The sequence below is a fragment of the Serratia sp. JSRIV001 genome, from assembly GCF_019968745.1.
GTDB lineage: Bacteria > Pseudomonadota > Gammaproteobacteria > Enterobacterales > Enterobacteriaceae > Chania > Chania fonticola_B.
This window is the reverse complement of sequence record NZ_CP074147.1, coordinates 514213-526942: the sequence shown is the minus strand read 5'-3', so window position 1 is coordinate 526942 and position 12730 is coordinate 514213. Positions and strand designations below refer to the sequence as shown.

General features: G+C 55.6%; 14 protein-coding genes. 4 read left to right on the top strand and 10 right to left on the bottom strand.

Annotated elements, in window-relative coordinates; translation table 11 throughout:
- Positions 1 to 44: 44 nt before the first annotated feature.
- Complete coding sequence (locus KGP17_RS02360; RefSeq protein WP_371822170.1) at positions 45 to 314, top strand: GIY-YIG nuclease family protein; 270 nt, start codon at positions 45 to 47, stop codon at positions 312 to 314.
- Here KGP17_RS02360 and KGP17_RS02355 read toward each other — a convergent pair.
- Both KGP17_RS02355 and KGP17_RS02350 read right to left on the bottom strand, forming a co-directional pair.
- Positions 301 to 804: a GNAT family N-acetyltransferase gene (locus tag KGP17_RS02355; RefSeq protein ID WP_223498769.1), complete on the bottom strand. Its 504-nt coding sequence runs from the start codon at positions 802 to 804 to the stop codon at positions 301 to 303. The two genes, KGP17_RS02360 and KGP17_RS02355, sit on opposite strands and share 14 nt — an antisense overlap.
- Positions 798 to 1319, bottom strand: coding sequence for an SCP2 domain-containing protein (locus tag KGP17_RS02350; RefSeq protein WP_223498768.1), 522 nt, complete (start codon positions 1317 to 1319; stop codon positions 798 to 800). The genes KGP17_RS02355 and KGP17_RS02350 overlap by 7 nt, the downstream gene beginning before the upstream one ends.
- A gap of 288 nt (positions 1320 to 1607) precedes the next feature.
- On the opposite strand from KGP17_RS02350, the gene KGP17_RS02345 reads away from it, so the two are divergent.
- The gene (locus KGP17_RS02345) at positions 1608 to 2603 is read left to right on the top strand and encodes a peptidase U32 family protein (protein WP_021179065.1); all 996 of its coding nucleotides are present in this window, start codon (positions 1608 to 1610) and stop codon (positions 2601 to 2603) included.
- 8 nt (positions 2604 to 2611) lie between these two features.
- Positions 2612 to 3490 (top strand): U32 family peptidase, encoded by an 879-nt coding sequence (locus KGP17_RS02340; protein ID WP_223498767.1) that lies wholly within the window; start codon positions 2612 to 2614, stop codon positions 3488 to 3490.
- Positions 3491 to 3525: 35 nt separating this feature from the next.
- Here KGP17_RS02340 and KGP17_RS02335 read toward each other — a convergent pair whose 3' ends face one another.
- The 3 genes from KGP17_RS02335 to KGP17_RS02325 are packed head-to-tail and all read right to left on the bottom strand — an operon-like array spanning position 3526 to position 6772.
- The gene (locus tag KGP17_RS02335; RefSeq protein WP_021179063.1) at positions 3526 to 4668 is read right to left on the bottom strand and encodes an ABC transporter permease; all 1143 of its coding nucleotides are present in this window, start codon (positions 4666 to 4668) and stop codon (positions 3526 to 3528) included.
- Entirely contained in the window at positions 4665 to 5819 is a 1155-nt protein-coding gene (locus KGP17_RS02330) for an ABC transporter permease (protein ID WP_021807510.1), read from the bottom strand. Before KGP17_RS02330 ends, KGP17_RS02335 begins: the two co-directional genes overlap by 4 nt.
- Positions 5801 to 6772 carry an HlyD family secretion protein gene (locus KGP17_RS02325; protein WP_021179061.1) on the bottom strand — a complete coding sequence of 324 codons (972 nt, stop codon included), beginning with the start codon at positions 6770 to 6772 and terminating at the stop codon, positions 5801 to 5803. Before KGP17_RS02325 ends, KGP17_RS02330 begins: the two co-directional genes overlap by 19 nt.
- A gap of 203 nt (positions 6773 to 6975) precedes the next feature.
- Here KGP17_RS02325 and KGP17_RS02320 point away from each other — a divergent pair, with 203 nt between their 5' ends.
- Positions 6976 to 8001, top strand: a complete 1026-nt coding sequence (locus KGP17_RS02320) for an LLM class flavin-dependent oxidoreductase (RefSeq protein WP_059199546.1) — start codon at positions 6976 to 6978, stop codon at positions 7999 to 8001.
- A gap of 34 nt (positions 8002 to 8035) precedes the next feature.
- Here KGP17_RS02320 and yedF read toward each other — a convergent pair whose 3' ends face one another.
- The 5 genes from yedF to nlpI all read right to left on the bottom strand — a co-directional run bounded on the left by yedF (position 8036) and on the right by nlpI (position 12656).
- Entirely contained in the window at positions 8036 to 8275 is a 240-nt protein-coding gene (gene yedF / locus KGP17_RS02315; RefSeq protein ID WP_021179059.1) for a sulfurtransferase-like selenium metabolism protein YedF, read from the bottom strand.
- Complete coding sequence (gene yedE, locus KGP17_RS02310) at positions 8272 to 9486, bottom strand: selenium metabolism membrane protein YedE/FdhT (RefSeq protein WP_223498766.1); 1215 nt, start codon at positions 9484 to 9486, stop codon at positions 8272 to 8274. The genes yedF and yedE overlap by 4 nt, the downstream gene beginning before the upstream one ends.
- A gap of 139 nt (positions 9487 to 9625) precedes the next feature.
- The gene (locus tag KGP17_RS02305; RefSeq protein WP_223498765.1) at positions 9626 to 11584 is read right to left on the bottom strand and encodes a DEAD/DEAH family ATP-dependent RNA helicase; all 1959 of its coding nucleotides are present in this window, start codon (positions 11582 to 11584) and stop codon (positions 9626 to 9628) included.
- Positions 11574 to 11648, bottom strand: coding sequence for a protein YrbN (gene yrbN, locus KGP17_RS27955; RefSeq protein WP_223499600.1), 75 nt, complete (start codon positions 11646 to 11648; stop codon positions 11574 to 11576). Before yrbN ends, KGP17_RS02305 begins: the two co-directional genes overlap by 11 nt.
- A gap of 123 nt (positions 11649 to 11771) precedes the next feature.
- Positions 11772 to 12656 carry a lipoprotein NlpI gene (gene nlpI, locus KGP17_RS02295; protein WP_021179056.1) on the bottom strand — a complete coding sequence of 295 codons (885 nt, stop codon included), beginning with the start codon at positions 12654 to 12656 and terminating at the stop codon, positions 11772 to 11774.
- Positions 12657 to 12730: the final 74 nt, after the last annotated feature.

The following is a 12730-nucleotide window of genomic DNA, read 5'->3' as shown; positions in this document are numbered from 1 at the left end:
AATTTACGCAGGCCGTTTTGAATGAAACAACCTGGCATCTCTATATGCTGCGAATGCCAAGCGGGATGTTGTACACCGGTATCACGACAGACGTCGCCCGGCGAGCGGCGCAGCATCAGGCCGGTAATGGTGCCAAAGCCCTACGTGGCAAAGGGGAGCTGGAACTGGTTTTTCACTGCCAGGTGGGGGATCGCTCGATGGCGTTGCGGCTGGAGTATCGGGTGAAGCAGTTGAGCAAAAAGCAAAAAGAGGAGCTGATAGTTAATCCGCCCCTCTCATTGGAATACCTACTGCCGGTAGTTAAAAGCGACTAAAGGGCGCCGAATACTCCACCAGCCCATTCACACCGCTCAGTGCATCTTCCGCCAACGGATAAACCTGGAATGCGGCTTCCGTTCCTGGCCAGCGGCAACGCAGATCGAACTGGGCAGCCGTTTTAAAGCCGAAACGCCCGTAGTAAGCCGGTTCGCCCAGCACCACCACGGCGGCATAGCCGAACTCATTCAGCGCATCCAGCCCTTCGTAAACCAGCTTTTCGGCCAGCCCTTGGCGACGCAGGCTTTCCTCAACTGCCAACGGCGCGAGTCCAACCCATTGGCGATCCTCGCCCGCAACGTCAACCGGGCTGAAAGCGGCATAACCGACCACGCCCCCCTCTTCGTCGGTAGCAACGATACCCAGCGTCAACAACCCGTCTTCACGCAGTTGTTGCACCAGATCGGCTTCGTCGTCACGGCCAAAGGCGTTACGCAGCAGCGCATCAATACCTGCGGCATCCACCGGAATTTCAACGCGGATCAACATGGCTGCGGCACACGGGAACTTTGCGCCGTGTCCTCCTGCAAACCGGCTTCCACAAAGTCCGCTAACCGCAGCAGCCCAACGCGTAACGGCGTAGGCATCGCATCCAGATCGATAGCGTCCATCAGATTTTTTACATACAGGCCCAATTCGGTATCTCCTTCAATCTGCAACCGACGCTGGAAAAACAGCGTGTCGGGATCTTGCTTGCGTGCCGCAATCAAAATCAGATCGTTGGCTTCGCCACTGAAGCTGACGTCCGCCTCAGCCTGTTGGCTCACCACCAGCCTATCGTTTTCTACTGTCATAAACCATTGCAGTGCCAGATCGCGCACTTCAATCTTCAGCCAGCGCGATTCGAGAAATTCTAAATCCCCCTCAGCCAGCGCCTGACGGAACTGCCAGCTCAGCACCTGTTGCAAAACCTGACGCTGCAGAGCAAACGGCGTGAATTTTAACGGTACGCGCAACAGCGACGGCCCTTGACGCACAATGCGTGCTCGTAGTTTTTCCAACACTGTTATTCACTCCTTTCTACTCAGTCTGAGGTTATTTTGCCACATTGCGGCTACGCGTAACCGGTCTATATCAACAAATGGTGCAATTAACGCTCATCTTTCCCTACAGATTTCAAGTTACCGCTTGAATATCAATACGCCAGAAGCTGCCTCAAATCAAAGCTTGTTAACCTCGGGTTCACTAAAATTGTCTCCCCTTTTACATCATTGCCAGGCGAATCAATGGCCCGGCAACGTTTATCACAGCATATACCTGGCCAGGTATATGGCTGGGATCAGGATAGATCTATGGAGCTGCTTTGCCCCGCTGGCAACCTGCCGGCCTTGAAAGCCGCGGTAGATAATGGCGCAGACGCCGTTTACATCGGCCTGAAAGACGATACCAATGCGCGCCACTTTGCCGGGCTGAACTTTACCGAGAAGAAGCTGCAGGAAGCGGCTGACTATGTGCACCGGCATGGCCGCAAGCTGCATATCGCCATCAACACCTTTGCTCACCCCGATGGCTACGCACGCTGGCAGAGAGCCGTGGATATGGCCGCCCAGTTGGGTGCCGACGCGCTGATCCTGGCTGATTTGGCAATGCTGGAGTACGCAGCGGAACGTTATCCGCAGGTGGAGCGCCATGTTTCGGTGCAAGCCTCTGCGACCAATGAAGAAGCCATCCGTTTTTATCAACGCCACTTTGATGTGGCCCGCGTGGTGCTGCCTCGTGTGCTGTCGATGCACCAAGTGAAGCAATTATCACGCACCAGCCCAGTACCGTTGGAAGTGTTCGCCTTTGGCAGCCTGTGCATCATGGCCGAAGGGCGGTGTTACCTCTCCTCTTATCTGACCGGGGAATCACCTAACACCGTGGGCGCCTGCTCACCTGCCCGCTTTGTACGCTGGCAACAAACACCGCAGGGGATGGAATCGCGCCTGAATGACGTGCTGATCGACCGCTATCAGGACGGTGAAAACGCCGGTTACCCAACGCTGTGCAAAGGCCGCTATCTGGTAGATAACGTGCTCTATCACCCGCTGGAAGAGCCCACCAGCCTGAATACGCTGGAGCTGCTGCCAGAGCTACTGGCCGCCAATATTGCCTCGGTGAAGATTGAAGGCCGCCAACGCAGCCCTGCCTATGTCAGCCAGGTTGCGCGCGTCTGGCGCCAGGCTATAGATCGCTGTATGGCCAACCCGGCTGGCTATCAAGCCGACGCAGCCTGGATGGAAACGCTCGGCGCAATGTCCGAAGGCACCCAGACCACGCTTGGCGCGTACCACCGCAAATGGCAGTAGGAGAAACCATGAAATATGCATTAGGCCCGGTGCTCTACTACTGGCCAAACAGCGAGATAGAAGCCTTTTATCAGCAGGCGATAAGCAGCAGCGCCGATATTATCTATCTTGGCGAGAGCGTCTGCACCAAACGGCGTGAAATGAAAGTAGGTGACTGGCTGGCGCTAGCGCAGGAGATCGCCAAATCGGGTAAGCAGGTGGTGATCTCTACCTTGGCTTTGCTACAGGCACCCTCAGAGCTGAATGAGCTGAAGCGTTATGTGGAGAACGGCGAATTCCTGATCGAAGCCAACGATCTTGGTACGGTGAATATGGCCGCCGATCGCGGTTTGCCGTTTGTCGCCGGGCATGCCCTCAATTGCTACAACGCCTACACTCTGCGCCTGCTGCACAAGCAGGGCATGATGCGCTGGTGCATGCCGGTAGAGCTTTCACGCGACTGGCTGGTCAATTTATTGCAGCAATGTGATGAGTTAGGGTTCCGCCAGGGGTTTGAAGTGGAAGTGTTGAGTTACGGGCACTTGCCACTGGCCTATTCGGCGCGCTGTTTTACTGCACGCTCGGAAAACCGGGGCAAGGATGAATGCGAAACCTGCTGCATCAAATATCCGCAGGGGCGCATCGTCAATTCTCAAGAGAACCAACAGGTGTTTGTGCTCAACGGTATTCAGACCATGAGTGGCTATTGCTACAACCTGGGCAACGAACTGACCAGCATGCAGGGGTTGGTGGATATTGTACGCCTGTCACCACAGGGCGTAGAAACACTGGCGATGCTTGATAATTTCCGGGCTAATGAGCAAGGCACGGAGCCGCTGACGTTAACCGACCATACCGAATGCAACGGTTACTGGCGGCGCGTAGCCGGGTTGGAGCTGGTGCAGTAATAACTCATGGGGCCAGCATTCTGGCCCCATGGTTATCAGGAAGTCCGACGTTTACGAAATAGATTGCGCAGCCCCACGCGGTTACGCACGGCTCCAACGCCAATACCAATCAGCGTATAAATCGCCCCCAATAGCAGCAGCATGGCCACGTCCCCGCCGACATCACGCAGCGATAGCCCCATCTGATTCACGCCAGCAATGGCTTTGGTCGCCCAGGTTGAAGGGATCATCGATGAAATCGCCCTGACCCACTGCGGCATCGCTTGCAGCGGCCAGATAGTGCCAGAAAGGTAAAACACCGGGGTGGTGATAAACGACAGCGTCAGGTAGATCATTTCCACGCTGCGCAAGCATTCGGTTACCAGCTTGCCTAGCCCAAGCACCGCAAGCAGGAACGGGAAGGTCAGCAGCAAGATCTCGGGGATCGTCGCAGTCTGTCGATAGCCCAAAACCCAGGGCCACAGCACAAATAACACAATCGACAGGAACAGCCAGATCGGCAACAGGGCCGATAGCCCCCCCAGATAAACAGGAAGCGACGGCTTGCCGCCCGGCGTTCCTTTCAACACAATGCTGACGCGCACGCAGGCAATCAACAGCGAGTGCTGCAATAACATCACTAACAACCCTGGGAAGATAATCGCCGCAAAACTGATACCGGGGTTGAATACGTCCAGCGTTTGGCTCTGGATCGGCATCATGATCACCTGAGCCTGCCGTTCGCTGAACCCACTTCGCATCAACAGTGAGGTGTTGTACTGGCCGAGCAACTGCTGGTAAGCAGCCACCACGTCCTGCTGGATCTGGCCGTTTGCCAGCCGGTTGGTGGCATCACCGAACACCGGGATCTCAATGTTTTTGCCATTGAGGATCTTCTTCTCCAGATCCACCGGCATGATGATCACTGCAAACAGTTTGCGCCAACCCAGATCGCGTTTTGCCTCGTCCAAGCTGTCGTAAGTTTGGATGGCGATCTTCGGGGTGGCATCCAACTGGCGGATAAGCTGGCGGCTGGCGGTGCTGTGATCCTGATCGATCACTGCCACCGGTAGATCCCACACCGTGCGGTTGGCATAAACCGTGCTCATGATGCACAACGACAGGATCAACATTAGCCACATCGGCCGTTCCAACATGCTCGTCAATACTTTGCGGAAGGTGAGCCAATAGCTTTTCATCCCACCGTCTCCTCTTTTGCCAGCCGCTTCAGCAGCCGGTTACGCACCAACAGTGCGGTCACCAACGGGTAGACAATCAGCAGCGCACATACGCTGAGGATGGCGCTGGCGGGCACCTGACGCAGGAAGACGTCGAACATGGCGTACAGCGCGTGGGTAAGAGGCTCGATATTGGAGATGATGCGTGCGGGTAGCGGCATGGAAAGCTCGGGTACTGCCATGCCAGAGAAAGTCAGTGCAATACTCACCAACATGCCAATCAGGGTGTAGGCGGTAATGGCGCTGCCGGTAAAGGTGTAGAGCAACAGGCCGATGCTTTGTGCCGCCATCACGTAGAAGAAGCCAATCATCAGCATAAACAGCGGGTTGCCGCTGACGCGAGCGTCAAAAATGCCCACCAACGCAGCAATCTCAACCATCAGCAAAGTGGTAAAGCACAGGGTGTAAGGGGCCAGTTTCCCCAGCAGGGCCAGGCTAAAGGGCTTGGCTTTCAGCAAGGACTTACTGCGCGCCATCACGTAAATCATGCAGGTAACCACAAACAGCTGCAGCATATGAATAGTAGCGGCAAACTGCTGATAATAGATATAGCTGCCACTGGCATTGAACAGGCTGCCGTAGTTGAGGGTGACATCCGCCAGCGGCGGCAGCGACTTGCCCATGGCCCCGGCAATGATCGAACGGTAATTGGCGTTGGCCTCGGCCATCAGGCCGCTGAAATCCTGAGTAGAATACAGCCCGGCACCGTAAAACAGCGCGTTGTAATACAGCACCACGCTCGGCTGATTGCCCGCCAGCGCGTCCGCCTCAAAATCGGCCGGGATAGACAGCAAAGCATAATCCTGCGCGCTACGCAGACGGCGCAACGACTCATCAAGACCGCCGTCATAGGCTTGCACATGGGCATGAGAACCCGCATCCAGCTTGCGGATCAGATTTTTGGATAGCGGGCTGTGATCGTTATCCACCACCGAGACCGGCAGATCGAGCAAGGTCCCTTCCGAGAAGTTACTGCTGATCAGGCCAAACAGGATCAACGGGAATATCCATCCCAGCCAGTGCACCACCGGCCGGCGAAAAGCGATGCGGCACTCGTTGCTGAACGCGTGGCTGAAGCAGCGCCAACCTGCCCTTACTCTTTCCATTGCCATAAGGTGCTCATCCCTGGGCGCAGGCCATCTATCGGCTGCGACGGATACAAACGAACTTCAAAGGTTTTCAGATCAAAGTCACCGGTGGCTCGCGTGGCACGCTTGGTAGCGTAATCCCCCAACGGGGCGATATAGCGCACTTCTGCCTCGATCGTTTGGTCTTTCAACGCTGGGACGCGCAACTGGACCTTATCCCCCTTGCGGACATGCGCCAGAATATCTTCCCGCAGGTTAAACACGAAATAGGCGTCCGGTACGCGGATCAACGTCATCAACGGGCTGGAGGCGTTGAGCAGCTCACCGACTTCAGCCGGGATCGGCCCCACTTCGCCATCAACCGGAGCTTTAACCAGTAGATCGTCGGTCTGGGCCTGAATTTCTAGCAGGTCTTGCTCGGAGGCCCGCAGGGCTGCTTCATATTTCTGCCGCAGTTCAATGCGATCGCCATTGATGCCTTCGTCCAAATTGGCTTTGGCGGCCTGCACCTGTTGATAGGCGGTATCACGCGCACGGCGTGAGCTGTCCAATTCAGATTTGGATACATAACCCTTGCTGGCAACGCTCAGGTTACGGTCGTAATCGTGTTGGGCATTCTGGTATTGCGCCTCGGCCTGTGCCAGATTGGCCCGCAGGTTACGGATGCTTTCTTCACGGGTGCCATGCAGCGATTGGTCCAACTGCGCTTGGGCCTCATCCCGCGAAGCCTGCGCCGAACGTAGCTGGGCCATCAGTTCCGGGCTTTCCAGCCGCAGCAGCAGTTGCCCGGTTTTCACATCGTCCCCGCGCTCTACCAGGCGCTCGATCACCCGGCCCTTGGCTTTGGAAGCGACGATCACTTCGGGGGCATCCACTTCGCCCTGCAACAACAAATCCTGATTATGCGCGCGGAATAGCACCGCCATGGCGATAGCTATCCCCATCAGCAGCAGGGTAAACAGCGTCTTCTTCTTCATTACTTCAGCCCCTTGAACATCAGCGTGCAAACAAAAACCATCATAGCTGTAAAAAAACCATTATTCTCATAAGGATATTGCGAGCACATATATCCCCTTTTATAACCGTATTTTCGATTATGCTTTTAACACAAAAAGCATAATCGCTTTTTTAGTTGCAGAACCCTGCAATCGCCCTTTAAGCGATCAACCTGATAAGCACAATGGACGATGAAATGACTGAACACACACGGGTACCGCTTTCGGTACTGGATTTATCCCCGATCCCTCAGGGAGCCAAGGCACGCGATGCGTTTCACTGCTCGCTGGATTTGGCGCAACATGCCGAAAAGTGGGGCTATCAGCGCTACTGGCTAGCGGAACACCACAATATGACCGGCATCGGCAGTGCCGCGACGTCGGTATTACTGGGTTATTTAGCCTCCGGTACGCAGAGCATTCGCCTCGGTTCAGGTGGCGTGATGTTGCCAAACCATGCGCCGCTGGTGATCGCCGAACAGTTCGGCACCTTGGAATCGCTCTATCCTGGGCGTATCGATCTGGGGCTTGGCCGGGCACCGGGTACCGACCAACGCACCATGATGGCGCTGCGTCGCCACCTCTCTGGCGAGGTAGATAACTTCCCGCGTGACGTGCAGGAACTGCAACATTACTTTGGCGAAGTACAGCCGGGGCAAGCAGTGCAGGCCGTACCGGGCCAAGGGTTACATGTGCCAATCTGGCTGTTGGGTTCCAGCCTGTACAGTGCGCAGTTGGCGGCACAGCTCGGCTTGCCGTTTGCCTTCGCCTCGCACTTTGCGCCAGATATGCTGTTCCAGGCACTGAATGTGTACCGCGAGAACTTTACGCCGTCTGAGCAGTGCCAGCAGCCGCACGCGATGGTGTGTGTCAACGTGGTCGCCGCAGACAGCGATCAAAACGCCCGTTTCCTGTTCACTTCCATGCAGCAGCAGTTTATCAACCTGCGCCGTGGCTCACCAGGCCCACTGCCACCGCCGGTCGATAATATCCACGCTTTGTGGACAGCAGGCGAGCAGTATGGTGTCGATCAGGCACTGCGTATGTCGATCGTCGGTAGCGAAAGCACCATCCGCCATGGCCTGCAAAGCCTGCTGCGTGAAACCGGTGCGGATGAGATCATGGTTAACGGCCAGATTTTCGATCATCAGGCGCGTTTACGGTCGTTTGAGATTGTTGCCGGGGTGAAAGGCGACTTAGTGAAGGGATGAATGATAAGGGCACCGTAATGGTGCCCTTGTTCGATTAACGCTGGATGAGGTAACGAATGGTTGGCCCATCCTGCTGAATATCCAGCACCTTGTAGCCGTGGTTACGGGCATCGAGTGGAATATTATTGATTGACTGCGGGCAGTCGCTGATCACTTCCAGTATTTCGCCCGGTTTCAACTGCGGCATAGCCTCTAACGTAGCCACCGCCGGATAAGGACAAGGCTCTCCCACCATATCCAACCGGTAATCCGGCACGATCTCGGTCTGTTTCATGCTTCACTCCTTAAATTCACCACCTGCGCATCTGGCTTGGCGCGGAAAAAGCGTTTCTCCCACCACAGCATCGCGGCAAAGGCTATGGCCAGCAGCAGATAGGTCACCAGCAGGCCGCCGATCGGCCCGAAGGTATCCAGCAGGTTAATCTTGTCGTAGTTGGTCGCCAGGGCTGGCGCCAGATCGTCCCAGTAGTAGGCTAACAGCGTGGCGCCGATAATGTTGCCCAACCCCACCCACCAGTAATGGACCTGGCCTTCTACCGCACGATACATCCAGCCGGTTTCGCAGCCGCCCGCCAGCACAATACCGAAGCCAAACAGCAGGCCGCCCAGTACCGCATTGGGCCCGGCCCACATGATCTTCGGCGAGACGCCCAATTGCACATAGCTGAAGATGCCGATGGCGCTGACCGCCATGCCGATAATAATCGCTTTGGCCATATGCGTACGGCCAGTGATCCACAGATCGCGGAACGCTGAGGTAAAGCAGATCTGTGCCCGTTCAATCAGCAGACCAAAACCGATACCAAACAGCATGGCAATGCCGAGTTTCGGCGCATCAAATAACGTCCATAATGACCAAGCCACCGTGAGGCAGAAAATCACCATTCCCAAACGGAAACGGCGGCGTGCCCGCTCAGGTTTTTGCGTCAACGGTGAGGCCGCTTTCACTCTTTGCAGCTTGACCGGAATACGGAACATCGGCAGCAAGGTGAATTTGGCACCGAAGTAAGAACCCGCCGCCGTTGCCAGCGCAAAAAACCAGGCATGCAGCGAGAACTGTGGAATACCGGTAAAGAAGGCCGCCAGGTTACACCCCATCGCCAAACGCGCACCAAAACCGGCGATGATGCCGCCAAGCAACGCCTGTGCAATGCGGATGCGGTGCTGTGGCATACGTAATTTGATGTTGTTGGCCCACAGCGCGGCGGCGATACAACCCGCAAACATACCGATTATCATGCGCCCATCGATACGATCGAGTGGTGTGCCCTGTAGGCCGATCACCTTAAAGTAGCCCCACTGCTCGGGGTGGAAACCCAACCACTGCAAGATATGGCCGCCCCAGCGGGTAAATTCACCGGTGACCGCCCAGAAGGTGCCGGTCATGCCGAAATAGTAGGTCGAGAGGATCCCGGCTGCGATCACCGCCGGTAAAGGCGCCCAAAAGCGCACCAGGTATTGAGATTTGAATTGTTGCCAGTTCACGGCAGCTCCTGTGCATCCGTAAGATAAACCTTGCGAATGATACGCCCTTTAGCGGTATTAACTGAGATGCCAGGCAAAAAAAAACCAGTCCGAAGACTGGTTTCTTAAGCTGATTAACCGTATACGGTCAAATCAACGATTATGCATCACCGAAACGGCGACGTGGTGCGGCAGGAGCTGCTGCATCGTCACGGCGTGGTGCTGGCTTGTCACGGTTGAAGTTACCGCCACGGCGTTCGCCACCGGCAGCATTACCGCCTTCACGACGCTCACCGAAAGAACGGCGTGGTGCTGGTGTACCTTCGCGACGCTCGCCGTTGAATGGACGGGCACCGCCACGGCGCTCACCACCGTTACCACCGGCAGGACGCTCACGACGTTCATGCGGCTGTGCATCGCCCAGCAGTTGCATGTTCATCGGCTTGTTCAGAATGCGGGTGCGAGTGAAGTGATTCAGGATCTCGCCCGGCATGCCTTTTGGCAGCTCGATGGTGGAGTGGGAAGCAAACAGCTTGATGTTACCGATGTAACGGCTGCTGATGTCACCTTCGTTAGCGATCGCGCCAACGATATGACGAACTTCCACGCCGTCATCACGGCCAACTTCAATGCGGTACAGCTGCATTTCACCCACGTCACGGCGTTCGCGACGTGGACGCTCAGCGCCACCATCACGGCTGTCTGGACGTGCATCACGACGACGGTCGTTGCTACGCTCGCCACCGCGATCATCACGGTCGTTGAACTCACGACGTTGACGCGGTTTGAACACTGGATCGGGTGGCAGGATCAGAGGGCGCTCGCCCTGTGCCATTTTCAGCAGTGCAGCGGCCAACGTTTCCATATCCAGATCTTCACCCGGTTGCAGCTTAGCCAGCAGCGCACGGTACATATCCAGATCGCTGCTTTCCAGCTGCTGCTGAACTTTAGCGGCAAACTTGGCCAGGCGGCGCTCACCCAGCAGATCTGCGTTTGGCAGCTCGACTTCAGGGATGGTCAGCTTCATGGTGCGTTCGATGTTGCGCAGCAGGCGGCGTTCGCGGTTTTCTACGAACAGCAGCGCGCGGCCAGCACGGCCCGCACGACCGGTACGGCCGATACGGTGAACGTAAGACTCTGAATCCATAGGGATATCATAGTTTACTACCAGACTGATACGCTCAACGTCCAGACCACGAGCGGCAACGTCGGTGGCGATCAGAATATCCAGACGGCCACTTTTCAGACGCTCCAGGGTCTGCTCACGCAGCGCCTGGTTCATATCACCGTTCAGTGCGGCGCTGTTGTAACCGCTGCGCTCCAGCGCTTCAGCCACTTCCAGGGTCGCATTTTTGGTACGTACGAAGATGATCGCCGCGTCAAAATCTTCCGCTTCCAGGAAACGCACCAGCGCTTCGTTTTTACGCATGCCCTGCACGGTCCAGTAGCTCTGGCTGATGTCTGGACGAGTAGTGATGCTGGACTGAATGCGCACTTCCTGTGGATCTTTCATGAAGCGACGGGTAATACGACGGATCGCTTCCGGCATGGTCGCAGAGAACAGCGCGGTCTGATGTTCAGCCGGGATCTCCGCCATGATGGTTTCTACGTCTTCGATAAAGCCCATGCGCAGCATTTCGTCGGCTTCGTCCAGAACCAGGCCTTTCAGGCCAGAAAGGTTCAGGGTGCCACGTTTCAGGTGATCCAGCAGACGGCCTGGGGTCCCTACTACGATTTGCGGGCCCTGGCGCAGAGCGCGCAGCTGCACGTCATAACGTTGGCCACCGTACAGGGCCACCACGTTAACGCCATGCATGTGCTTGGAGAAATCGGTCATGGCTTCAGCTACCTGAACCGCCAGTTCGCGGGTTGGAGCCAGTACCAGGATTTGTGGTGCTTTCAGGGCTGCATCGAGGTTGTGCAGCAGGGGCAGCGAGAAAGCCGCAGTTTTACCACTACCGGTCTGCGCCATGCCCAGCACGTCGCGACCGTTCAACAGGTGAGGAATACACTCAGCCTGGATCGGTGATGGTTTTTCGTAGCCCAGATCGGTCAGGGCAGCAATGATCGGAGCAGACAGCCCCAGGTCAGCAAAAGAGGTTTCAAGCTCAGTAGTCATGTACACGTGCCTCATTAATAATGGCAGCCAGTCTACATAACTCGTCGAGAAAATTTTCAGTCATTTTCATTGAAAAGTGTGAACCGGCTCAAATTAGATTATAAAACAGACAAAAAAGCCCTCGCCCGTCAAGGCGATTACTTTGGTCAAAAAACCAATGTAAATCAGGCTGATAAGTGTCCGTCAGCTATTGCTGGTCCGATTCCGATAGGTCGTCTTGTTCTTGGCCCAACAGCGCCAATTCCAACAATGCATAGCGGTGCTCAACAAAGTTATGAACGTTGTTAGCCACCGTCAGTTTGAACAGCGCCGAAGCGGTGTCCTTGTCCCCCAGACTTAGGTAGTGCTTACCTAAATAGAAGTCAGTTTCACTGAGATGCTCAGCGAGCGAAGTGTTATCCGTTGCATCTGCCTTGAGGCGTTCCATCAGCGTTTTTTCGCTGATTTTGCCCAGGTAGAATTCGACAATATTCCATCCCCATTGCCCTCTGTCCGATTTGTCATAACGCTGCTGGAGCGATACGGTAGCCATCTTGGGATCGATTTCTCTCTCCACCAGATAAAGCCACAGCGAACGGAAGGGATCGTTTGGGTCGTCTTGATAAAACGCCTGCAGATCATCCTGCGCCAACGGGAAGCGGCCGCCATAATACAGTGCGATGCCCCGGTTTAAACGCGCGTAATTGTAAGTTGGATCAAGCTCTAGTACAGAATCAAACGCTTCATAGGCAGCATCAAAATTGCCTGCCTGCGTTAAGTAAATGCCCAGGTAGTTGAAAACTTCTGGCATATCAGGACGTATCGCTAGCGCTTGTGAAAAATCATTGCGCGCTAGAGCACGTAAACCAAGGCTATCATACAGCACACCGCGCTCATATAAAAGCTGTGCTCGCTCATCGTCCGTTAATGCCCGGCTGGCAAGTATTTGTTCCATGCGCGCCAGGATCACTTCCTGCTGCAGCGTAGGCTGCAACGGAATAGCCAGAACTTCGTCTTTACGCCAATCATGGTTGCTGCATCCTGCCAGCAATAGTGCTGTCGCAACGTAACACCAGCGCAAGAAAGGCTTCATTTCCCACTCCCGAAGACAAACATTGGATGAACGTCCTGTCCTCCGCTTGCTAATACGCGAGTATCCTACCCACG